Annotated in this window: 11 protein-coding genes; 3 read left to right on the top strand and 8 right to left on the bottom strand. The window is 61.2% G+C overall.

The genetic code is table 11. The features are described from left to right. Positions 1-139 precede the first annotated feature (139 nt). The 5 genes from QRN22_RS26490 to QRN22_RS22320 form a co-directional block, all read right to left on the bottom strand. Positions 140-343 (bottom strand): endonuclease toxin domain-containing protein, encoded by a 204-nt coding sequence (locus QRN22_RS26490; protein WP_082045735.1) that lies wholly within the window; start codon positions 341-343, stop codon positions 140-142. Positions 344-422: 79 nt separating this feature from the next. After that, positions 423-716 carry a hypothetical protein gene (locus tag QRN22_RS22335; RefSeq protein WP_024651179.1) on the bottom strand — a complete coding sequence of 98 codons (294 nt, stop codon included), beginning with the start codon at positions 714-716 and terminating at the stop codon, positions 423-425. A 7-nt stretch (positions 717-723) separates the two neighbouring features. Then, positions 724-12,720: a hemagglutinin repeat-containing protein gene (locus QRN22_RS22330; RefSeq protein WP_502945153.1), complete on the bottom strand. Its 11,997-nt coding sequence runs from the start codon at positions 12,718-12,720 to the stop codon at positions 724-726. A 766-nt stretch (positions 12,721-13,486) separates the two neighbouring features. Then, a complete protein-coding gene (gene prfH / locus QRN22_RS22325; protein WP_042554668.1) occupies positions 13,487-14,107 on the bottom strand; it encodes a peptide chain release factor H in 621 nt (206 codons plus the stop codon). Beyond that, on the bottom strand, positions 14,107-15,243 hold the full coding sequence (locus tag QRN22_RS22320; RefSeq protein ID WP_042554667.1) for an RNA ligase RtcB family protein: 1,137 nt from the start codon (positions 15,241-15,243) through the stop codon (positions 14,107-14,109). The genes prfH and QRN22_RS22320 overlap by 1 nt, the downstream gene beginning before the upstream one ends. 414 nt (positions 15,244-15,657) lie before the next feature. On the opposite strand from QRN22_RS22320, the gene QRN22_RS22315 reads away from it, so the two are divergent. Continuing rightward, the gene (locus tag QRN22_RS22315; protein WP_042554666.1) at positions 15,658-17,301 is read left to right on the top strand and encodes a Na/Pi cotransporter family protein; all 1,644 of its coding nucleotides are present in this window, start codon (positions 15,658-15,660) and stop codon (positions 17,299-17,301) included. A 17-nt stretch (positions 17,302-17,318) separates the two neighbouring features. Then, the gene (locus QRN22_RS22310; protein ID WP_042554673.1) at positions 17,319-18,695 is read left to right on the top strand and encodes a M16 family metallopeptidase; all 1,377 of its coding nucleotides are present in this window, start codon (positions 17,319-17,321) and stop codon (positions 18,693-18,695) included. Here QRN22_RS22310 and QRN22_RS22305 read toward each other — a convergent pair. Next, positions 18,692-19,654 (bottom strand): DMT family transporter, encoded by a 963-nt coding sequence (locus QRN22_RS22305; protein ID WP_042554665.1) that lies wholly within the window; start codon positions 19,652-19,654, stop codon positions 18,692-18,694. The genes QRN22_RS22310 and QRN22_RS22305 overlap by 4 nt on opposite strands. Positions 19,655-19,801: 147 nt before the next feature. Here QRN22_RS22305 and QRN22_RS22300 point away from each other — a divergent pair, with 147 nt between their 5' ends. Beyond that, positions 19,802-20,707, top strand: coding sequence for a LysR family transcriptional regulator (locus QRN22_RS22300; RefSeq protein WP_042554664.1), 906 nt, complete (start codon positions 19,802-19,804; stop codon positions 20,705-20,707). Positions 20,708-20,728: 21 nt separating this feature from the next. Here the strand turns inward: QRN22_RS22300 and QRN22_RS22295 are convergent, their stop codons facing one another. After that, positions 20,729-21,904: an L-rhamnonate dehydratase gene (locus QRN22_RS22295; protein ID WP_042554663.1), complete on the bottom strand. Its 1,176-nt coding sequence runs from the start codon at positions 21,902-21,904 to the stop codon at positions 20,729-20,731. A gap of 31 nt (positions 21,905-21,935) precedes the next feature. Next, positions 21,936-23,255, bottom strand: a complete 1,320-nt coding sequence (locus QRN22_RS22290) for an MFS transporter (RefSeq protein WP_042554662.1) — start codon at positions 23,253-23,255, stop codon at positions 21,936-21,938. Between the last annotated feature and the right edge of the window lie 771 nt (positions 23,256-24,026).

Here is a 24,026-nt window from a genome sequence, read left to right as displayed (position 1 = left end):
TCTGAATTAAATGGAGTGACATTCCTGGCAACAAAATACGCGCTCGACGTGGCATGAAAAACTCCTTCCATAGAGACTTACAAGCCTAGACCACTATCGAAATGGAAGAAATAATCGTGGTCTGTCCCCTATTGTTCCGCTATCGAAATGGAAGAAATAATCGTGGTCTGTCCCCTATTGTTCCGTGTTCCGGATTAGCAAGTTTGGCAGCAGTCGTCGTATCAAGTGTTTTGGCGCTGATCGCTATACCAGTGGTTTCGTCAAAAAAGTTAAACGTCTTGAAGTTAGGCGGTAGCAGAGAGCCTGCTGGCAGTTGCGTCCCAAGGTAATCCTCCCAAGGCATTCCTTGACCTTGAATACCCTTGCCCCACTCAATCCCAGTAGTAGCACGGTCTACCGCCCCGCCAGTTGCTTTTGCACCATCAGCCTTTTATGCGTTCTAAGAACTCGACCATTGCTAGTGGATCACGCTCCACAAGTTCTTCAATCAAATCTTCCGCTGCCCAATGCAGAATCATGTCCCCTCCCCCCCCATCTTTGCAGAGGATAAGATCACTTGACAAAGAAGAGTCAACAACATTGACTTCTCTATCGCTGAGTGCCATCAGGCCACCGTAGCCATCATAAGGAATGACCCAGTAAAAACGCTCGTTCTCTATCCAGTAAATCCCAAACACCTGTACAGGCTCTTCTCGCCCAATTTCTCGAATAATCATATCCACATCACTCAATAGTCCTACCGGGCTGCAGCACAGGGGGCAGCTGTTGCGGCGTAGTAATTTTCATATCGTATGCTTTACCGGTTACGGAGTTGTACTGGTAGTGGATGGTTATATTTTCTCCGCCAGGTAGACGGTGACTTACTTCCATTTTTCTCCACCCCTCACTCCGCGGGAAGTCTTTATCGCCCGCTAATTTTGTATCACGACCGGCAGAGGGATTTTCTGTCACTCTGTTCCACAAAGTCTGCTCGCTCAGATCTCTTGGCGCCGTTGACTGATAGCTCTTTGCTGTTGAATGAGTTGCATAGTCTGGAAGACCAGCAGAAAACTCATCGGCAGCATTTTCCCGACCATAATAATCTCTATTGACGCTAGACCTTTCAGTAACAGCATTCGGGCTATATGGATCATCAACAATAGTTGGTTTACCGCCACTGAAACCACTAGAACCGCCACCTTTTGCACCTGATGTACCAGCACCCCTTGGACTGTCAAAGATACCCCGTCCACCATACGCCCCTGCCAAAGCGGCAACAACTGAATGGACAGCCATGACCGTATCATACCGATCCGCTATCTCCTCCCAGCTCTTTCCTGACTCCTTGGCTATCGCCGCTATAGCAGCATCGCGCGTAATACTCCCCGAATCGAGGCCTTGTAGGATTTTTTCTACATTCGCAGCGTCCTCCTGATAGACGCTTTTCCAAGCAAGACTATAGCTAATAGGCTCATCATAAGACGCTAACGCTAGCTTTGCTTGAGCAACCAAGGCAGAGCATGCACCATCAGATTTTTTCCCTTTGGCACAAATATCTCGAATTGCTTCGTTACGTGCTTCATCAATCCTATGGATCTCAGCAAGCTCTACAGCCTCCTCGGTGGTTAAGCTTCCAGCCCTCTGCCTACGCTCTAAATTGGCTTTGCGCTGCGCCTCCGGGCGGTGCAAATAGTTATTTCCAGTCTCAATCTGCGCCGCATTCGCCGCAACCGCAGCCTCGCCCCCCGCGGCAGCCGTAATACCCGCGACCAGGCTGCCAATCAGATTCAGGCGATTCTGCTTCTGTGCATCCGTCATGCTCTCAGCAGTTTGATCGCTCAACTGATCAATCAAGTTGTTCAGCACCACGCTCGCACTGCCACCCAAGGCGCCCGCACCGCAACTTTGGCTTTGTGCCGCTGCACCCGCGCACCCGACAATGGCGTGCAAAGCCGCCCGTGCCGTATCGGATTTCAACTCATCAGCAATGCCTTTGACCTTTTCAGAGGCAAGGCCTTGTAGATAGCTGACCGCCGCGCCTTGAAGAAGCTGTGATCCACCACCAGTGACATTGCCCCCGGCCGCACCGCTGATAGCGGAAACCAGAGTCCGCCCTAGCCCACCAATCTCCCAAGTGGCATTACTGTCAATGATGTCCTTGAGCTGATCGATTTTCACTTTGTCACGCTGCTCAACAGGCTTAGCGTTCTCCTCAGCCAATTTCTTCTTGGCATCCGTAGAGGCGAGCGAGCGCTGCTCGAGAAAAGTGCCGACATTACGTACGAACTGCTCAGTGATCTCGAAGCCAGCTTCGACTTCCTTGCGATCAAAGATCGGTTTGAGGGTATTGCTGCCGTCCTTGTCACTGGAGACATCACGATTGACATCGGCAACTGCCTGCTCAGCAGTCTGGCCTGTCAGCTCCTGCTGTTGCGCCTCGTCGGTGATGGTGATGGTCCCACCACTGATCCCGCTATGTGTTGTGCTCTTTTCCTTGCCGCTGGCGCTTAGCGCAATTGGTGTGCCTGCATTCGCAGCGGCTTCCTGAACAGGTTTGCCATCCTTGCCCTCGATTACATTGCCTTCTTTATCGTGAGCAGCCGTGCTGTAGCTGCCGCTCAAGCTGATGCTGCTGCCCTTGTACTCGGCTTTGTTCTCGATATCGGAATGCGTCAGCGTGCCGGTCGTCAGGCTGTTCTTGCCGTCCGCAACGGCTTTGTCATTGCTGGCGATGATGGCGCCTTGCAGATCCGTATTGCCGCCAACGTTGATCTGGAAGCCGTTATCGCCCGCCTTGATCCCCGTTTGCTGACCGACACTTGCATACTCACTATTGATTTTCTGCTGGCTAAAGCTTCCGGAGACAGTGGACACGCCCGCGCAGAAAGGCGGGATGCACAGGCTCAGCCCAACGCCCGCGTTTTGCTGTTTGGATTTGTAGTTGTCGATGTCTTGTTGGCTGGCAAGATTCAAGTCGCCACCCACTTCGGCGGTAACTTGCTTGGCGGTGACTACAGCGCCTTTCAGATTGGTGTCACCACCACTGTTCAGGGCGACTTTCTCGCCAGCGTTTACTAGGGTATTGGCATGGGTGATCGCCTCACCTTCAGACGAGCCTCTGCCTTTGTTCGCCGCCAGCTCGATGGTGAAGCCGTTCTGCTGCCCCACGCCGAAACCAACGCCTGCACTCCAACCGCTGTTGCTGTTCTTGCCCTCCTGATTGGCAGTGTTTTGCGCTGAGATGAGGTTGATGCTGCCATCCGCATCGAGCGATACGTTACGCCCCGCATCGATGGTGCTACCCACAATGTTCAGGTTGCTGGCGTCACCATCACCGGTTGCCTTGATAGCGATGTCGCGGCCTGCCGCGACGCTGCTGGCGACCACATTCTGACCGGACTGAGTTCCGCCACTCTGGCTTTGGCTATTGCTCAGGTTGACACTGATTTTGACACCCGTGAAATTCCCAGTCGCCAAGGTCTGGGCACTTTGATAAGCCTCGTAACCACTCATCGCCGTGTTGGCGGCAGCCAACGCAGTCAAGCGCCCATCCTTGGTGTCACCCGCAGCATTGATCATGCGTTGCGCGCCCTGCACAGCGTCGATCAACGGCACGCTTACTGTGCCGCCAAGAGCGGTACGGTTGGAGCTTTGCTTCTGGCTGGAACTGAGCAGGTCATACCCTGCTTCGATGTCGACACGCTTGGCCGTGATCGAAACATCGCCCTGCGGTGCAATGACCTGGCTGGCCTGCTGCCGGTAGGTTTCCCCAGCCTTCAGCTCGACATCCCCACCCAGCGAGGCGATCTGGCTACCCAGTTGCTGAGTGGTGCTGTTCTGGCTGCTTTGCTTGATACTGACCACGCCCGTGGCGCCTTGCCACCAATCGCCAATTTCTCCAGACTTCTTCGAGCTGGAGCGAGCACTGGAATCATCCTTGGCCTCACCACTGGCGATCAGCAGATTGCGCCCAGCCGCTACGTTGATATCGCTGTCAGCGACCAGGGTGCTGCCCCGAACCGCGGTATCGCGGCCGCTGGTCACGTCAATGGTGGCGCCGCTGAGCGTACTGCCAACCTCCTGTGAGGAAGACGACTGGGCACCCTTGGATTTCTGCTCGAGCGTCAAAGAGCCATTGGTGGCAAGCGAGTCGAAGATGTGCCATTTCAGCGAGCTGGACTTGCTGGATTGACTCGACTGCTGCGAGGCCACCGCAGTACCTACCGATACATCGCGCCCAGCATCCAGGATGATGGCGTCGTCAGCACGCAGGCCTGCGGCGCGCAGTGCAATATCGTCATTGGCTTCGATGACGATGTTCTGGCCGTCGAGTCGAGTGCCGGTAAGCGTCGTTGACTCAGAACTGCTGGTTTTCGCCTTGCTGGAGAACAGACCGCTTTTAGCCTTGGCGTTGGCCTGGCTGCTGGAGTTCTGGGCCGCATCGAGCACGACATCGCCACCGGCGCGCAGATAGATGTCCGAATCGCTGATCAGCTGGGCACCGCGTGCGGCGATGTCCTTATCGGCACGCAGCGTCAGATCGCTCCCCGAGGTAATGTAGGAGGATACCGCTTCGCTGTTGGAGGACTCGGACATCTGCAGCTTACTGCTGCTGAACATGCCGCCTTTTTTCTTCTTGTAGAAGTAGCTGTAATCGAAGTTCTGGGCAGCATCGAGATCGATGTCACCACCGGCGTAAAGGTAAGCCTCTTCGCTAGCGTGGATCTGGCTGCCAATCAGCGTGGTGTCGTTGCCGGACACGCTGGTGAAGTTGCCGCCCGCTTCAATCACCGATGCTTGCTGACTGACGCTGGTCTCGGCGCGCTCGACCTTCTTGCCAGCGTGCTTGTAGAAGGACTCTTTATGGCTTTCGTTCGCGGCCGCGGCGATCACCATGTTTTCCGCGGCCTTCAGGTCGATATCCCCGGCCGCTTCGACGCGGCTGGCAATCACGCCGAGGTCGCGGCCGGCGCTGATGGCTAGATCGCCGCCCACCTGCACGTCGCTTCCATGCTGCGTGACCTGGTACTGACTACCCCGCTCACGGCGCCCTTGGTAACTGTAGGAGTCCTGTTCACGCTGGCTGGCGATCAGGGCATCGCGCCCGGCTTCGATGCGGGCATCGCCGCCGGCCTTGATGACGCTGCCCAAACTCTGCACATCGCGGCCCGCGATTGCGCTCAGGTCATTGGCCGCTTCGATACGCGAGGCGGCGGTCGCTACGTCGGCGCGGTACTGATTGTCCCGGTTACTGCCCGTAATCGTGGTGATGGTGCGCTCGTTGATGATGTCGCCATCACGCGCGACCAGGCTCACGTCACGCCCGGAGATGATGCCGCCAGCGGCATTGCGAATGCTGTCGGTCGCCATCAGCTCGAGGCGGTTGCCGGCCTCGATCAGGCCGCGGTTTTCGATATTCGCGGCGGTGGCCGAGAGGTTATTGCTGGCACGCAGGGTGCCGCTGTTGTTCAGCGAGCCGCCACTGATCAGCGTCACGTCGCGGCCCTGGATCAGCGCACCATTAGCCATCAGGCGGTTTGCTGGCTGTGCCATGTAGAGCACGGGGGCCAGTACCTTTTCCCCGGCGACCTCGACCTCTTCCATCCACACGATGTCGTGGGTCAGCGCCGCTACCTGAGCGGCGCTCAAACTCACGCCCACGGTGAGCTGCAGCGACTCTTTGCTGGCGATGGCATTGTTCATCAGGTAGCGGAACATGGCCTCGTCGCTGTCCAGCCCGGCGATAAAGCGCTGGCCGGTGCGAGCCGTGATGGCATCGCGGATCAGGCGCTGCTCGTAGAGGCCATCACCCAGGCGCTTTTGCGCCAGATCCGGATCGAAACCCAACCTGCTCAGCATGTAGTCGGAGTTGAGGAAATTACCCAGGCTGGCGAATGCCGGGTTGGTTTCGATCAGGTACTTGTGGCTGCTGCCAGGCACGACCGGCTGGCCCAGCGTGGCTACACCGTCTACGGCCAACGGTGCCGTTACGCCTGCAACGACTGGCACCTGACCAGCACTGGTGCCACCTGGCACGGCAATCTGCTGCCCACTCAGGGCCGAAGCCGCGGCATGTTGCTCCTGGCTGCCGACGACAATGCCCTGACCGACGACGGCTGCAGGGCCGGCAATGCTAGTTACGGACGTCGCTCCGGTTTGCTGCCCGCCCTGCTGATTGAGGCGGAACAGGCCATTCTGGCCAGTGGGCAGGCTGAAGCCGGGCAGAGTCAGGGGATTGATCTGCTTTTGCGCGAGGTCTGGTGGCAGTTGCGTGGTAATGGCGACAAGTGGCGTGGTGCTGGCAGCAACCGTGGTATCCACGCCCTTCGAAGTATCGCCAACGTAGGCGGTCTGCGAACGCAGCACGCTGTTATTGATTTCCTGGCTGGCGGTGACCTTGACTGCACCACCAGCCTGCACGATGGCGGAAGCTACGGCACTTCCACTTACCTGCACCGTGTAGGACGAGGTTTCGTAACGACCGGCCTGAGCCGCAGAGGCGGCGAGTATCTCGTCGCGGGACAGTGCACTCGGCGCATAGTTAGGCGAGTTTGGGTCGTTGTACTGGTTATACAAATTCTTCTGGTTGATAAACCTGTAATAGGTAGGCCGATCGCGCGTATATAAACCAGAGTTAAAATAACGCTCCTCACCACCACCGGCACCGATGTTATTGAACACATCGGTGCCAATGGTGATATCACCACCTGCAGATACCGTGCTGTGACGGTTATCCAACAGGCTACCGCTGAATTGGAAGTTGCCACCCGAGCCAATGAAGCCTGCAGCTGAGGCACTCCCCGAAACGATTACATCTTCGTAACGTTCAACTGAAGTGAACTTCCACGCACAACCGTTACCCCTGCAGGTATCGTCTTCGAATACATGAATGTTACCCGACACACGCTGCTGCTCAGTGGCGAAGCGATCCCGCTGGTTGCGCAAGGTATTGGCGTAGAGGCGCATATCACCGGCGCTTTCCACGGTCCCGGAGTTGTTGTCGATCAGGTTGCTTTCGCTGCCGTCGGCACGGCCGCTGATATCCAGGCCGCCCAGGCTGTAGATATCCGCCTGGTAGTTGACGAGTTCGTCTGCGCGCAGCGCCATATCTGCGCCGCTGAAGATCAAGCCGCTTTCGTTACGGAGCGTCGATGCGATGACTGAAAGATCGGCGCTGCTACCCAGTGTGCCGAAGTTTTCAAGCTGGGCTGCGCTGATAGCGAGACCGTCAACAGCGGTGATGACACCTCGGTTGTTCGATTGACCGACGATGTCGATTTCAGCCTTCGCACCACTGCTGACACGGGCGCTTTCCGACAGATTCAGGTTCGCGGCATCGAGCGTCAGGTTGCCGATGCTGCTCAGACGACCACCACCGCTGTAACCACCGGTGAGCGCAACGCTCATGCTGCCGTCACTGGCCAACACACCCTGGTTGATCCAGGTATCGCCGGTGCCGGTGAAAGACGTGGCAGCGAGCAGGCGGCCGGTCGCCGTCTGCGTGAAATGACCAATGTTCAGAACGAGGCTGGCTGCTTGCAGAAGGCTGTCATTGACCCAACTGCTGGCGTCGATGGTGAGTGCGCTGCCGGTGACGAAGCTGCCGCCCGCGGCCATCACCTGCGCAGTTGCCAGGCCGAAGGACCCGCTGCCCATGTGCCGGATCTGCCCAGCCTGGTTGACCAGGCTGCCTACCTGCACCGAGAGGTCTTGGTTGGCGGTCTCGATCAGGCCGCTGCGGTTGTCCAGGCTCGTGGCGTTAATGCGGGTGAAGCCAGTGCTGCCCAGCGAACGCAAGCGGCCCTGTCGGTTATCGACGCTGCCAGCCTGCAGCAGGAGCGAGCGTTCGCTTTCGATCAGGCCGCTCTGGTTATCGAGCGCGCCGGCAAGGCTAAAATCGATTGCTCGCGCCGCTACCTGGCCACCGCCGTTATTGACATGCGTCGCATGCACGGTGAGATCACCCCGTGCATAGAGCCCGCCGTCACGGTTGTTGAGCGACCCGGTGTCGATTTCGGCGTTGCCGTTCAGGCCGGACAGGTGCCCCGCTTCGTTGTCGATGTCTGCAGCGGTTACGTCCAGCGTTTGGCCCTGGGCAGTACCACTGCGGTTGTCGAACTCACCGGTAACTGCCAATTGCAGCCGGCCTGCCGCGCTATCCAGCACGCCACGCTGATTGTCGAGACTCGCAGCCGTCACGTTGAGGTTGCCACCGCTACTGATCAGTCGCCCATCGCGGTTGCTGAACGCCTCGGTGGCGGTAACCTGCAGGTTACTGGCACTTTGCAAATTGCCCTGGTCGTTGAGGATGCGCTGTGCCTCGACCAGCAGCTCACCGGCCTGGCTGTAAATCAAGCCATCGCGACTGTTGTCCAGAGCGCCGGTCAGGCGCAACGCCAATTGCTGACGGGCCAGCAGCGTGCCGCCGTCGGCGTTGTTCAAGCTGGCAGCAAGCAGCTGCAGCACGTTCTGGCTGGCCAGGGTTGCGCCCCTGTTATCGACGGATGCCGCTTCGATTCGCAGCGGCCCCGCACTGGCGAGCTGCGCGTTGTCGCGATTGACCAGTGCACCTGCCAATTGCAGATGAATACCTGCGTTGCTGGTGATCACACCTGCCGTGTTATCCAGGCTCTCACCACGAATGGCGAGCGCCTCGCCGGCGACGATCTGTCCTGCCTGGTTGGCGGTGTTGAGCGCCTCGATCTGCATGGTGCTTTGCGAGCTGATCAAGCCTTTGGCGCGGTTGTCGAGCTCATTCGAGACACTCAGTTCGAGCGCTCCCTGAGTCGAGATGATGCCTGCACTGTTGATCAGGTCTTTGCTCGAGACGCGTTGATTGCCCTGGCTGACCAGAGCGCCCTCGTCGCGATTGTCCAACTGGTCGCTGAGCTCGATACTCAGCTCACCATTCTTGCTCGACACTGTGCCCTTGGCACTGTTGTCCAGCGCGCCCCCCTTGATGGCCAGGCCTTGCCAGCCGGAGATCAAGCCTGCCTGATCGTTGCGAATGGTCTGTGCGTTCAGGCTCAGGGTACCGCTGCTGATCAGCTGGCCACCGTTGCTGTTGTTCACGCTCTCAGCGGCCAGCAGGTAGGACTGCGTCGAAAAGAGCTCTCCACCCTGGCTGTTATTCAACGCCTTCAGGTTATCGATACGCAGAGGACCAGCGGCGGAAACGAGGCCAGCACGGTTGTCCAGCGATCCACCCTGCAGATCCACGGTGACGCCCGCTTCGCCAATCAGTGAGCCTTGGCGCTGAATGAGTTCGGCGACCCGCAGGTACAGATTGCCCTTGGCGGATACTTCACCTCGCTCACTGGAGTCCAGGCTGGTGGCAGACAGGTCGAGCGTGCTCGTGCTGGAAATCAACCCGCCCTGGTTGGCAACGGTGCCAGCACCGAGCTGCAGGTGCTGCTTGGCGCTCAACACGCCACTGCGATTGAGCAGTTGGTCGACGCCGACCACCAGTTCACCCTGACTGATGATCTGCCCGCTCTGGTTGTTCAGCCCACCACTCACCAGGCTCAGTGCTTTGCCGCTGGCCAGCAGGCCATCGGCCGAGTTGTTCACCTGTTCGCTGCGCACCTGCAACGCTGCAGCGGCCGACAGGGTTCCACCCTCGTGGTTATCCAGTTCGCGGGAGGCAACTTCCAGATCGGCGCCGCTGGTAACCAGGCCTGCGGCACTGTTATCCAGTCGATTCGCCGCCAGCTGCACACCCGACATCCCGGAAAGCAGGCCTTTGAGGCTGTTCTTCAACAACCCGTCGATGCGCACCTGCAACTGTTGCGCGGAGATGACGCGACCGCCACTGTTGTCCAACGACTTGGCCGCCAGGACGAAGCTGAGATCACTGGATATCTCGCCACTCTGACTGTTGTTCAGAGCACCAACGTTGTTCAGAGCCAGTACACCCTTACTGGCAATCAAGCCGCCCTGACTGTTATCGAGTGCGCCCTGACCCAGATCCACCGACAGAGTGGATTCGCTGACCAACTGCCCTGCACGCTGATCCAATTTGCCAGTGGTAACGGATACAGGCCCGGTGGCAGCAATACGACCGCCGTTGCTACTCACCGTATCGGCAATCAGGTTCAGACCTGCACCGCTGGTGATGCGGCCTGCATCGTCGTTGGTCAGGCTATCGGTGTCGATGCCTACTCCGGTCTTGCCGCTGATGGTGCCTGCCTGACGATTGTCCAGCGACACGCTCGCGATATCGACCTGGCTGTCGGTCAGTAGGCGCCCAGCGCGGTTGTCCACCTGAGCGACCTCGATGACCAGGTCACCCGCACTGGACAGTGCGCCACTGCGGTTATCCAGCTCATTGGCGGTCAGCTTCACCTGCCCTTCGCCGGTTACCAGGCCTTCCCGGTTGTCGAGTTTGCCGCGCAGATTCAGTTGCAATGCGGCAAGGCTGCTCAGCGTTCCGCCGGCACTGTTATCCAGGCTCTCGCCATCGAGCAGCAACCCATCTCGCCCGCCAAGAACGCCTTTGGTGTGGTTGAGCACCCGCTGAACGGCCAGTTGCAGGCCACTATCGCCAAGCAGCAAACCCGATGCGCTGTTATCGAAGGTTTGGCCAGTGACCTTCACTCGCCCGGCGCTGGAGATTTCGCCACCCCGGTTGTCGACAGACGCGACTCGCAAATCGATGCCGTTGCCTGCCGCCAACAGACCACCGCCACCGTTATCGAGGCGCTGCCCCTGCAGACTGAGACGGCCCTGACTCAGCAACTGGCCGCCTTGCTGATTGAACTCGGTGACCTGAGCGGTCAAGTCACCCTGGCTGGCGATCTTGCCCTGGGCAGCGTTTTCGATGAGTTCGGCACGCAGGTTCAGGTCACCATCGGCGATTACACGCCCGCCATTTTGGTTGCTCAGCAAGGTGGTCGTTGCATGCAGGCTGCCGCGGCTATCGATGACTCCGCCCGCGCTGTTATCTGCCCTCGACAGGCTGAGACCGAGTTGCTCGTCGGCGAGAATTCGACCGCCGCGATTGTCCAGCGCGTCGCCGCTCAGGTTAAGCACGTTGCCCGAGAGCAAGCCCGCCTTGCTGTTGTTGGTGACACCTGCCGATACGTCCAGCTGGGTCTTCGCAATCAGGGCCCCATCGGCACTGTTGTCCAGAACGCCATCGACCCGTGCACTCAACGTGCCCTGGCTGACGAGCGTGCCCGAACCGCTGTTATTCAGTTCCGCAGCTTTTACGGCCAACTGCACATTGGAAGACACGACGCCCTGTGCATTGAGCATCCTGCCTGCGACATCGAGGTCTACGCCTTGCTCGCCAATGACCCGCCCGGAGCGGTTATCCAATTCAGTGCTGGAAATGGCTACGCTCTTCTGGCTGGAGATTTCTCCACCACGGTTGGCAAGCTCACCGACTTGCAGGCTAACGCTCTTGCCACCGGATACGAGCCCGGTATTGCCGTTGTCGAGAGAGCTGGCACTGACCTGAACGTCACCTTGCGACAGCAGACGACCTTGCTGGTTGTTCATGCTGCCGGCCTTGACCGACGCCAGTGCCTGGCCGCTCAGCACGCCGCCCTGGTTGTCCAAGGCCTTGGTATCGACCTTCAGCTCGCGGCTGGCAAGCGCTCGGCCGGCATTGCGGACCTCGGTCGCGTCGATGCGCACATCGCCGGATGCATTGCGGCTGTTATCGTTGTTGACGCCGGCTTCGATAATGCCCGCGTTGTCGAGGCGGCCGGCTTGTATATCGATGCTATTGGCGGCGGCGAGACTCTGCTTGTTGCTCAGCTCAGCAGTCGCGCGAATGGCGACGTTGCTGCCTGCATAAGCGGGCCCTGTCAGCTCGGCACTGCCGGCGACGATGTGCAGATTGTCCCGGGCGGCGATGCGTGACAGGGTCAGTTGCCCATTGGCATCGACCTGAATATCCCCGGCACTGGCCGCCATGTCGCCGGCCAGCTTCACGCCCACGCCCGCCTCGGTACCCACCAGACGAATCGCCCCGGCGTACATGCCGCCCAGGGCCGAGCTGTCGATGGCCAGTTGCGGTTTTTCACTGCCGTCATCGGCCTTGGCGATGGCCTGCAGGGTGGCGGCATCCACGTCGTTGCGGCCGGTGATGACGTTCAGGCGCTTGGCATGAATCTCGGCGTTGAGCTTGGCGCTGCGGGTGATCAGGTCGAACTGGTCGACGTTGCTGGCGTTGAGGCCTGCACCTTCGATGGCGATGTCGCCGCCATTGACGTCGAAGCTGCGCAGTTGGCCGTTTTCGATCACCCGCGCACCCGTGCTCAGGGTCGCCCGAGGGGTGTTGATGAAGCCGCAGCCGTCGCAGGTGATGCCATGGGGGTTGGCGACGATGACGTTCGCCGCCTGCCCGGCCACTTCCGTGTAGCCCTTGAGCTGGCTGCGGTTGCTGCCGGTCACTTCGTTGAGGATGACCCCTGCTGCACGCCCCTGCAGATTGGAATTGCCAATGATGATGCCGCCTTGCTGGGTGCTCTGCAGCCGCTCGGTGGCGTTGTTGAGGATCAGCCCCTGCTGGCCGACGTTGTAGTCGGTGAACTTGTTGTGCGACAGCCCGCTGCCGTTGGGCGTGGCGATGTTGACGATCGGCACGCCATTGGCGGCCTGCCCCAGGCTGGTGTTGCCGCCCGCCTGCGCATCCACGGTCAGTTGCGCGGCAGTGGCGGCGATGGGGTTGAGGAACATCACACCCGCCAGAATCAGGGCGATGTTTTGAAACAATGGGCTGCGAACGTCCATGTTCAGGGTGCTCCGAGGCACAGGCGAATCAAAAAATCAGAGGAAGAGGTCGAGGTGGAAGTGCACCGGGTGATCGCGCTCGGCGATCGCATCGGGTGGTTCCAGGGAATGGGCGAAGGTCACGGCAGTGGTCAGATACTCGCCGGGCTGGATCACGCCGACGTCGCCGGTGATCGCCTAGCCACAATCGATGCAGTGATTGGTCAGCGAAAAAACGGACAAGCCATAAGGCCGCAGATCCATTGCGGAAAACCATGCATCCATTCCCGAGGTAACGCGTCGATTCGATACCGGAAAATTAAAACACAGGCCTTTTCGCGGCTAAAACCCGCGCCATAGCGGCAGGCGGCGCTCCCGAGGGGCGACAAAATTTCATCAGCATCAAGAATCAGAATTTGACGCCCGCGAACAATGCACGGGTATTCCACTGGCAACCGCTCGAGGACTCGAGATGGCCGATAATCGATAGGTGCAACGGCGGCCAGCGAAGCGCGTGACTCACGCAAACAATCGCCAACAAAATGACGCCAAAAAGCAGACTGACAATCATTGCAAAATATTGCAAACAGCTGGAAGCAGGCCGGATCCCTGGAGAACTGCCCCTGTTTTCGCTAACGATCAAGCGCCCCCCACTTAACGAACCGCAAGCAAAGTGGATCTCGACACAGCCTGCTGCCCCGGATGCGTTGCCAGCCGACAAGCAGCCTTCGTTGAGCGGCAATATGAAAACGGGGCCTGTTTCAGGCCCCGTTTTCAGTATCGCGAATCACCCACTCACGGGCTCGAAACGTTCGCCCCGAAATACCCGCCTGGGGTTGCCCCGCTCCACCTGCCGGTGAAACGAGCGCCGCTCGGCGCGTACAGCATCGGCATTCTGCTGAGCCTGCTGTGCGAGGCGCTGGCCAATCAGCAGAACGGCCAGACGCTTGTTGGCATGCTGGCTGCGCTCGCTCTGGACCTTGACGCTGATGCCGCTGGCACTATGCGTAGCACGCACCGCCGAGTCGGTGGTGTTGACGTGCTGGCCGCCTGGGCCGGACGAGCGCAGGGTTTCGAAGCGGATTTCACCGGCCAGTTCCGGGGCTGGCGCGGTGAACCGCGCGCCACCGAAGAACCAGTTCTTGCGGGCGTGGCCTGGCCTGTATGGGCTGGGGCAGGTCCATTGCAGCGACCCTGTCCAGCAGTCGACAAGGCTGTGCGCCTGCTCGCCTTCCAGCGCCAGCAATACCGAACGCAAGGTGCCGGATCGTGGCCCCGGCTCCTCTTCGAGAACCCGCACCTGTACAGCCTGGGCGTGCGCCTCGGCCTGCAGCCTGACCACTGCCTTGGCCACCGCCAGGGCGCACTCCTCAGGTCCCTGGGCCGCCGATAGTTGCAGAAGGATCATCAGCAGCACCCTCCACGCGTCTTGTAGGTCAGCACCGGCTTCAGGCGCGCCAGCACACGTATCAGTCCGGCCCCCTGCAGTGCGCCTATCACCGAGTCGATGGCCTTGTACGCCTCCGGCGCCTCCTCGTAGATCAGCGCTCGGTCGGCGCAGATGACCCGGCTGCCGAGGCTGGTCCGGCCCAGTTGCTCGACGCTGTAGCGAGCGGCAAGACGGTCCTTGCACTCACTGCGCATCCATTTGCGACCGGCACCATGCGCCAGCGAGAACAGGCTGCGCGCGTCGGCCAGCGGTTGCACCAGATAGCTGTAGTCACCACGGGAACCGGGAATCACCACAACGCCCTGATCCGATGGCGTCGCGCCCTTGCGGTGCAACCAGCCCTGAACGCCATCGACGCGTGCCGACGAGACCAGGTTGTGGTTGATGTCCAGCACCGCCTGGCCATCGCTACGCAAACGCTCGAGGATGCGCCGAGCGATCAACTGACGATTGGCCTCGGCAAAACGCAAGGCGCCGTCGTGGCGACTCAGGTAATGGGCGCAGGCATCACTGCCCGCCTCCAGCCCCTGATGCCCGAACAGGTCGACCTGCTCGCGCAGAATCGACTCGCCCAGCCCGCGCGAGCCGCTGTGCACCAGCAACAGCAGGTGCTTGCGGTCGATGCCCAGTGCCGCCATCGCCTCGTCGTCGTAGCTTTCGTCGAGCAGTTGCAACTCGGCGAAATGGTTGCCGCCACCAATGGTGCCCAGCGAGCGTTCATGGCCGCTGAGGGGAAGATCGAAGGCGTCGATGACCTCACGCCAACTGTCGTCCAGCGGCGCGTCGAGGTTGCCGATGCGCTTTTCCAGCTTGTCCAGATTCAGTTTGGCGATAGCGCTGTCGGTACGCCACAGCGCCATTCCACAACCGATGTCGTTGCCAACCAGGGCCGGGTACAAGCGGCCCACGGAAAAGAATGCCGCGCCGACCGGATAGCCACGCCCCGGGTGCAGATCCGGCATGCCGGCGACCCGATGCATGCCCGGCAGGCGAGCGGTCGTTTCGAGTTGCTGGATCGCTTTTCCTTCGATCCAGGTGTCGTCCGCGGCGACCAAAACGGTGCCGTCGGACAAAGTGCGAATGCAAGTGCCCATAGTCCAATCCTGATGGGTTGAAACGAAAAAATGTTCGGATTGGCAGGCCTTGGCCCGGGTGTTGCGCAGCCGCTAGCGAATAGCGGAAACAGCGATCAAGCCAGGCGCGACCTGCAAAGGGTAGTCAGTAGCTGCATGATGTACCTCCTTTGCCGTCGGTTGAGAGAAGGCGCGCATCCTAGGCTTATCGCTCGATTCTTGCAACGCCCAGAGGTGAGTTTGGCGATGGCACCGGGCCGCTGGCAATGCCACGCCCCTGCAACGCGAAAGCCTGCGCTTGGCAAACCGGCGATCTGCAGCTACAGCTAAAAAGAGACCTGCCTGATAGGTCGACTGTGACCACAGGCTATCGCACTCCGTCATCGGCAGTATCCCAAGCGTCGGGATCGAATCTGCGTATCAGGGAGATGCGTGATGTTGACTCTGCTCAATCTGCTTTCCGCCATTGCCCTGCTGATCTGGGGCACCCATATCGTGCGTACCGGGATCCTGCGGGTATACGGCTCGCAATTGCGTCGCGTGCTCAGCCACAACGTCGGCAAACGGCCCATGGCGTTCGTCGCCGGCATCGCCGTGACCGCCCTGGTGCAAAGCAGCAACGCCACGGCGCTGCTGGTCACTTCATTCGTCGGCCAGGGTCTGATGGCGCTGACCCCGGCGCTGGCGATCATGCTCGGTGCCGACGTCGGTACCGCGCTGATGGCGCGGGTGCTGACCTTCGACCTCAGTTGGCTGTCGCCCCTGCTGATCTTCCTCGGCGTGGTGTTCTTCCTGTCCCGCAAGCAGACCCGTGCCGGCCAGCTCGGCCGGGTGGGCATCGGCCTCGGGCTGATGATTCTGGCGCTGCAGTTGATCGTCGCCGCCGCCACGCCGATCACCGAGGCCAAGGGCATTCACGTGCTGTTCGCCTCGCTCACCGGCGACCTGCTGCTCGACGCCGTGGTCGGTGCACTGTTCGCACTGATTTCCTACTCGAGCCTGGCCGCGGTGCTGCTCACCGCGACGCTGACCGGTGCCGGTGTGATCGGCCTGCCGGTGGCCATCGGTCTGGTGATCGGTGCCAATATCGGCAGCGGCGTGCTGGCCTTTCTCAATGCCAGCATGCAGAGCCAGGCCGGGCGTCGCGTGGCCCTGGGCAGCCTGCTCTACAAGCTGATCGGCCTGCTGCTGGTGATTCCGGTGCTGGACCCACTGGTGCACTGGCTGGACAGCCTCAAATGGCATCCGGCAGAACTGGTCATCGGCTTTCACGTGCTCTACAACAGCCTGCGCTGCGTGCTGATGCTGCCGACCCTCGGCCTCATGGCGCGCTTCTGCAACTGGCTGCTGCCGGATCGGCCGGACATGAATGCGGTCGCCAAGGCTCGCCACCTCGATCCCACCGCACTGTCCACGCCGAGCCTGGCACTCTCCAATGCGGTCCGTGAAACCCTGCGCATCGGTGACCTGGTCGACAGCATGCTCGGCCACCTGCTCGACGCCCTGCGTGGCAGCCAGCCGATTCTCGGCAAGGATCTGCGCCGCCTCGACGACGATATCGATGCCCTCTACACCGCGGTGAAGCTGTATCTCGCCCAGGTACAGAGAGAGGAGCTGAGCGACCACGACAGTCAGCGCTGGGCGGAGATCATCGAGTTCTCGTCGAACCTGGAACGTGCCGGCGACATCATCGAACGCATGCTCGGCAAGATCCAGGACGAGAAGACCTCACAGCGCCACGCCTTCTCCGAAAGCGGCCTGGTGGAACTCACCGAACTGCACGAACGCCTGCTGGGCAACCTGCGCCTGGGGCTGTCGGTGTTCTTTTCCGCTGACGCCGATGCCGCTCGCCAATTGCTGCGCGAGAAGCGTCGCTTCCGTATTCAGGAGCGCCGGCTGACCCATTTACATGTCGAACGTCTGCACAAGCAGGTGGTCAAGAGTCTGGAAACCAGCTCTCTACACCTGGAACTGATCGACGACATGAAACGCCTCAACTCGCTGTTCTGCGCCAGTGCCTACGCCGTGCTCGGCAGCCATGAAACCGGCGCCCTGCTCGTCGAAGAAGGTGGCGAGTAGTGCTCTCCACCGGCCGCATGCTAACGCTGTTGCTGAGCCTGTTGCTGTGCAGCCACCTGCTGGCGGCGGACCGCCTCAAGGTGGAAGGTTACCCCCTGGACAACGGCCTGCAACTGATCCTCAAGCCCACCAGCGAACGCGGCCATGTGTCCATCCGCCTGGTGGTCGGTGTCGGTTTCGATCAGTTCGACTGTCGCCACAAGGAGCTGCCGCACCTGCTCGAACACCTGTTGTTCAGCGGTATCGACGACAGCGGCGAAGCCGGGCTGGAAGAACGCATGCAGGCCCTGGGCGGTGACTGGAATGCCTACACCCGGGATAGCGACACCACCTTCGTGCTCGAAGTACCGGCCGCCAATCAGCGTGCTGCCCTCGACCTGTTGCTCTCCGCACTGTTCAACACCGAACTGAACGAGGCGCGCATCGACGCCGCCAAGGGCGTCATCGCCCATGAGAATGGCGAACACCCTGCAGCCTGGCAGCGCCTGCTCGGCAGCTCTGCCAGCAAGGATGACGCCACCGCCCAGCTGGCTGCGGAACTGGGCCTGGCCTGCGCCGAGCCGGACAGCCTGGCGCATCTGACGGCCGACGCCCTGGAGCGCCTGCGCAACGAGTGGTACGTCGCCAACAACATGACCCTGATCATGGTCGGCGATCTCGATCGACGCCTGCCCGCCTACCTCGAACGGCGCTTCGGCGAACTGCCGCCCGGCCCCATGCCCGAGTTGCGCGAACTGCCGGAAAGCACCGGCAAGGCCGAGCCCGACCGTACCCTGATCAATGGCCTGGTCGGTGAAACCGCCAAGGTACACCTGATCTTCGCCGAACCCTGGGTCGGCGAACTCGACCACGGCACCTGGCAGTTGCTGCGCGACTGCCTGCAATGGGCGGTGTATCGCGATCTGCGTCTCGAACACGGCCTGGCCTATGGGCCGAGCGTAGAGCGCAGTGCCTATGCCAGCAGCAGCTTCTTCAGCATCAACGCCGAGGTGGCACGCGACGATGTCGAGCAAACCCTGCAGCGCCTGCACGACCTGCTGCACAGGCTCGGCCGTGACGGCCTGGATGCGGACACCGTCGAGCGCTTGCGCAACGTCGCCCTCGCCCGCCAGAACTGGACCGCCCAGGGCAACAGCGCCCTTGCCGACTATTACTGGAGTTCGTTGGCCGATTACGAGGAGGGTCGCTTCGCCGATCCCGCCAAAGAACTGCGCCAGGTCCATACCGCACAGCTCGACGCGGCGCTGAACCTGCTCCTCAAACAGTCCACCTATCAACGGGTGGAACGACCGCTACTGGGCACCACGGGCCTGTACGTGAGCGCCGCCGCCGTGGTGTTGCTGCTGTTGCTGGCCGTTGTCGGGCTATTCGGGCTGCTGCGCGGACGCCGCTAGGCGCCTTTGCTTGCCCTCGTCGCGTCACCAGTACGCGACGCCCCAGCCCGGCGGTTGCACAGCAGGATGCCGAGGATTACCAGAGCACCGCCCAACACCATCGCCATGCTCAGCCGCTCATCGAGCAACAGCACCCCGGCCAGTACCGCAGTCAGTGGGTTGAGGGCGATGAAGGTGCCTGCCCGGGTCGCGCCGATTCGCTGTATGGCGTCGTAATACATCACGTAGGCAGCGGCCGAGCCCAGCACCCCGAGGTACGCCAGGCAGAGCGCATCGGTGACGGACAGGCTGCGCAAGGCGGCCCTGTTCATCTCGCCCATGAACAACGCCGTGGCGCTCAGCATCAGCGCGCCGGCTATCACCGAATAGCACACGGTGTGCAAGGCACCGATGGCCTGCACCACGCTCCTGCAAAACACGCTGTACACCACCCAGCTCAGCACACAGCCGAAGATCAGCGCATCGCCCAGCCAGTGCCCCTGCCCGGACGCCAGCCCCTGGGGTGCCCGCGCGAAGATGACCACACCGGCACCGAGCAGGCACAACGCGATACCGACCATCTGCACTGCGCAGATGCGCTCCCTGAAGAACAGGTAACCACAGAGCGCCATCAGCGCAGGATTGCTGGCGACGATCAGCGATGCCCGTGACGCGTCGATGTAGCTCAGGCCGGAGAAGAAGAACAGGTTGTAGGCGTAGATGCCGACCAGGCCGAGCAGCACGACCTGCACGGCCTGGCCCATGGTCATTGGCACGAAGCCACGCTTCGACAGTGCCAGGAAAGCCACCAGTACCAGCGCGGCGAGAATGAAACGCAAACTGGCCAGCAGCACCGGGCTCAGGTCACTGGACATGTAGCGGCCAGCGACGAAGGTGCCGCCCCATATGATCGCGACCAGCGCCAGCTTGAGGTAAGTCGGCAGGTCCGGTGAAAAGCGAATCGTCGAGTTTTCGTGCATGGTTGTTCTACGGCAAGTGAGAGGGAACCACGCCCATGCGCAGACCCCGGGTGTCGGGGCAGCGGACGAATAGGCGCAGCTCGGGCATACTTCTGCAGATACGTAGTCATAGGGAAATGAGCGATCACTCATGAGCAGCTATCGGCGATGACCCTCACGCAACTGGAAATCTTCGCCATCGTCGCGGCACGCGGCGGTTTCACCTCGGCGGCGGCACAGCTCGGCATCTCGCAGTCGGGGGTTTCCCATGCCATTCGCGCACTGGAGCAGGAGCTCGGCGTCGAGCTGCTGCATCGACACCAGGGCCCCATCGTGCTCACCGACATTGGCGCGCGGCTCCTGCAGAGAGCGCAGGTGATGCTCGGCATGGCGGAAACCATGCGCCAGGAAGCGCTGGATGCGCGGGGCATGAAACAGGGCACGCTGCGTATCGGCTCCTTCGGCCCCACGGCATCGATACGCCTGCTGCCGGCCATCCTGCAGGCCTATCGGCTGGCCTATCCGGGCATCGAAGTGCACGTCGACGAAGGGCCGGATCGGCAGGTACTGCAATGGCTGGAGGACAGGCGCATCGACGTCGGCTTCGTGGTGCTGCCCGAGGAACGCTTCGATACCTATCCGCTGCTCGAAGACCAGATGGTCGCCCTGCTGCCCCGCGAGCATGCACTGGCCCTCGAAACGGCCGTGCCCCTCAAGGCACTGTGCAGCGATCCCTTCGTGCTGACCGAAGCCGGCTCCAGCGAGATCGTCTCGCGGCTGTTTCTCTCGGCCAGGCTGCAACCCAACATCCGTTACCGGACCTCGCAACTGCTCAGCACCCTGGAACTGGTCGGGCGTGGCGATGCGATCAGCATCGTTGCCGCCTCGTCGCTGCCCATCGGCGAGGACGCCCCCTACGTGACCCGCGCCCTGATGCCGGCGAGCCCGCGTCGGGTCGGCCTGGCGGTGGTGGATGCACGGCAATCGTCCCCGGCGACCAAGGCCTTCATCGAATTGGCGCAGACTCACCCATGGTTGGGCCCACGCAAAAAGCCCCGGACGAACCGGGGCTGATGGCGACGCGCCGAGCGGCTATCACTCGATGATGTTGAACTCGCTCAGGTACTCGGTGGAGATTTCCAGGCCCAGGCCTGGCTTATCGTCGTCCAGCTGGATATAGCCGTTGACCGGTGCCGGCTCGCCCTTGAACACGTAGTAGAACAGTTCGTTGCCGACCTCGACGTCGAACACCGGGAAGAACTCGGACATCGGCGATGCGGTGGTCGACATGGTCAGGTGGTAGTTGTGCATCTGCCCGGCATGGGGGATCACCGGCACCGACCAGGCTTCGGCCATGGCGTTGATCTTGCGTGCTGCGGTGATGCCACCGACACGGTTGGTGTCGTACTGGATCACATCCACGGCGCGGCGTTCGAGCATGTCCTTGAAGCCATAGGAGGTGAACTCGTGCTCGCCGCCGGAGATCGGCATGATGCCCATCTTCTTCAGCTCGATGTAGCCTTCCAGGTCATCGGCGATCACCGGCTCTTCCAACCAGCGCGGCTCGAACTCGGCCAGTTTCGGCAGCATGCGGCGGGCGTATTCCAGGGTCCAGCCCATGTAGCACTCGAGCATGATGTCGACATCCGGGCCGGCCAGTTCACGCAGGGCGCGTACCTGCTCGATGTTACGACGCATGCCTGCCGGGCCGTCCTTGGGACCATAGCCAAAGCGCATCTTCAACGCGGTGAAACCCTGGTTGAGGTAGCCCTGAGCCTCTTCGAGGAACAGGTCGAGATCGTCATTGGCATAGAGCTTGGAGGCGTAGGTCCAGATTTTCTCCTTGGTACGCCCACCGAGCAGCTTGAACACCGGCTTGCCCACCGCCTTGCCCATGATGTCCCAGATGGCGATGTCGATCGCCGAGATCGCCGCCATGCCGATGCCCTTGCGGCCCCAGGCGTGACTCTGCCGGTACATCTTCTGCCAGATGTATTCGTTGTCGAAGGGGTCTTCGCCGATGGCGATGGGCGCCAGGTAGGTGTCGATGATTTCCTTGGCCACACGGGGCGCCAGGGCGCAGTTGCCGATACCGACGATGCCGTTGTCGGTCTCCACTTCCACCACCAGCCAGCCATGGAAACGGAACGAGCCCATGGCATCGCCGCGTTCGAAGAGGATGTCGCTGGCGTTGGTGCAGAAGTGGGCCTGGGGCGGTACCACCTTGCCTTTCCATTCGAAGACACGGGTACGGATGGATTTTATTTTCATGTTCACAGCTCCTTTCACGATGTAGTGGCGATCAGACGCGCGCGGTCTCGAGCGGCGCTGCCGGGGTGGTTGAGGGACGATTGAGGCGGTGGATCATCAGAGCGCCGATCACCGCGACCACGGCGAGGGCCAGCATCCCGGCACGCGGGTCACCGAACTGGCTCTCCATGAAGGTCTTCAGGTTCGGCGCGACGAAGCCGCCGAGGTTGCCCAGCGAGTTGATCAGGGCGATACCACTGGCCGCAGCGGCGCCACTCAGGTAGCTGGTCGGGATGGTCCAGAACAATGGCTGCACGGCGACGAAACCGGCGGCCGCAAAACAGAAGGCGATCACCACCGGCACCAGGCTGCTACCCAGCGCCGAGGCCGCGATACCGCAGGCAGCCATCGCCAGCATGCACACCGCCAGGCGCCGATGCTGGCCGGTGCGGTCGGCATAAAGGGTGACCAGGCGCGTGACCAGCAGCGCGCACAGCCAGGGAATGGCGGTGATCAGACCGACACTGAGACCAACGCTGCCGTCGAGGAAACTGGCGATCCGCGTGGGCAGGTAGAACACCACGCCATACACGCTCATCTGGATGGTGAAGTACACCAGGCAGAACCTGAGCACACGACCATTGCGCAGGGCGCTGAGGAAGCCGTGCGGACTGTGCGTCTGTTTCTGCGCATCCTCTTCGGCGAGGGTGGTTTCCAGGGCGGCCTTTTCCTCGTCGTTCAGCCAGCGCGCATCGCCGGGCCGGTTGACCAGATAGAAGTACGCGGCAACCCCCACGATGGAGGCAAGCAGGCCTTCGACCACGAACAGCCACTGCCAGTTGGTCAGGCCGAATACCCCGTGGTACTCCAGCAGCCAGCCCGACAGCGGGCCGCCGAGCACCAGCGCCAACGGCAGGCCGAAATAGAACATGCCCAGTGCCTGGCCACGACTGCGTGCCGGGAACCAGTAGGTGAGATAGAGAATGATGCCGGGGAAGAAACCGGCCTCCGCCACGCCGAGCAGGAAGCGCAGCACGTAAAAGGTCATGGCGCTGTCGGCGAACATCATCGCCGCGGAAACCAGGCCCCAGGTGACCATGATCCGGCACAGCCAGACCTTGGCGCCAAGGCGATGCAGCATCAGGTTGCTGGGCACCTCGAAGAAGGCGTAGCCGATGAAGAAAATGCTGGCGCCAAAGGCGAAGGCCGCATCGCTCAACCCGGTATCGGCCTGCAGGTAGCTGCGCGCATAACCGACGTTGGCCCGGTCGATGAATGCCAGTACATACATGAGAATCAGAAAAGGCAGGAGCCGCATGCGGCTTTTGGTGATGGCGGAGGTCAGTGCCTCGGCCGATGTTCTTGTTGTCATGGTCCATTCCTTCTTTGCCGGTCATCACCTTGCGAGGACTCAAGGCGGGCTTCTTATTGGTCTATCGAGACAGGCATCGCTGCCTGTTGCCGCCGACTCTAGCCACAGCCTCTGGCGGCGAATAATCACTTATGCGCATTCAGTGATAACCACAGGAAATGCCTCGAACGGCAAAAGCCATCCGCGCGTTATCGGCTAACCGCACCCGGTGAGGGCCGCAACGAATGCCGGGCGGCGGCCCGCTTCAGCCCACCAGACCGAGCGGCAGCCAGCGCCTCTACCAGCAGCACCGCGGTTCCCTTCAGAAGCGGACGCGGAGCGTCCCAGGAGGCATTCCCACGCGGAGCCTGAGGAACGATCTACGGGGACGTAGGGTGGGCTTCAGCCCACCAAATTGACCGCAACCACCATCTCGCCTCTACCAGCAGCACCGCGGCCCCCTCAGAAGCAGACGCGGAGCGTCCCGGGAGGCATTCCCACGCGGAGCCTGAGGAACGATCCATGGGGACGTAGGGTGGGCTTCAGCCCACCAAATTGACCGCAACCACCATCTCGCCCTTGCCAGCAGCACCGCGGCCCCCTCAGAAGCGGACGCGGAGCTTCCCAGGAGGCATTCCCACTCGGAGCGTGAGGAACGATCCATGGGGACGTAGGCGTAGGGTGGGCTTCAGCCCACCAAATTGACCGCAACCACGATCTCGCCCTTGCCAGCGGCACCGCGGCCCCCTCAGAAGCGGACGCGGAGCGTCCCGGGAGGCATTCCCACGCGGA

This window comes from Pseudomonas sp. MEJ086, from assembly GCF_030209025.1.
GTDB lineage: Bacteria > Pseudomonadota > Gammaproteobacteria > Pseudomonadales > Pseudomonadaceae > Aquipseudomonas > Aquipseudomonas fulva_A.
Note: the sequence above shows the minus strand (reverse complement) of the source record. Positions and strands in the feature narration are given on the sequence as shown.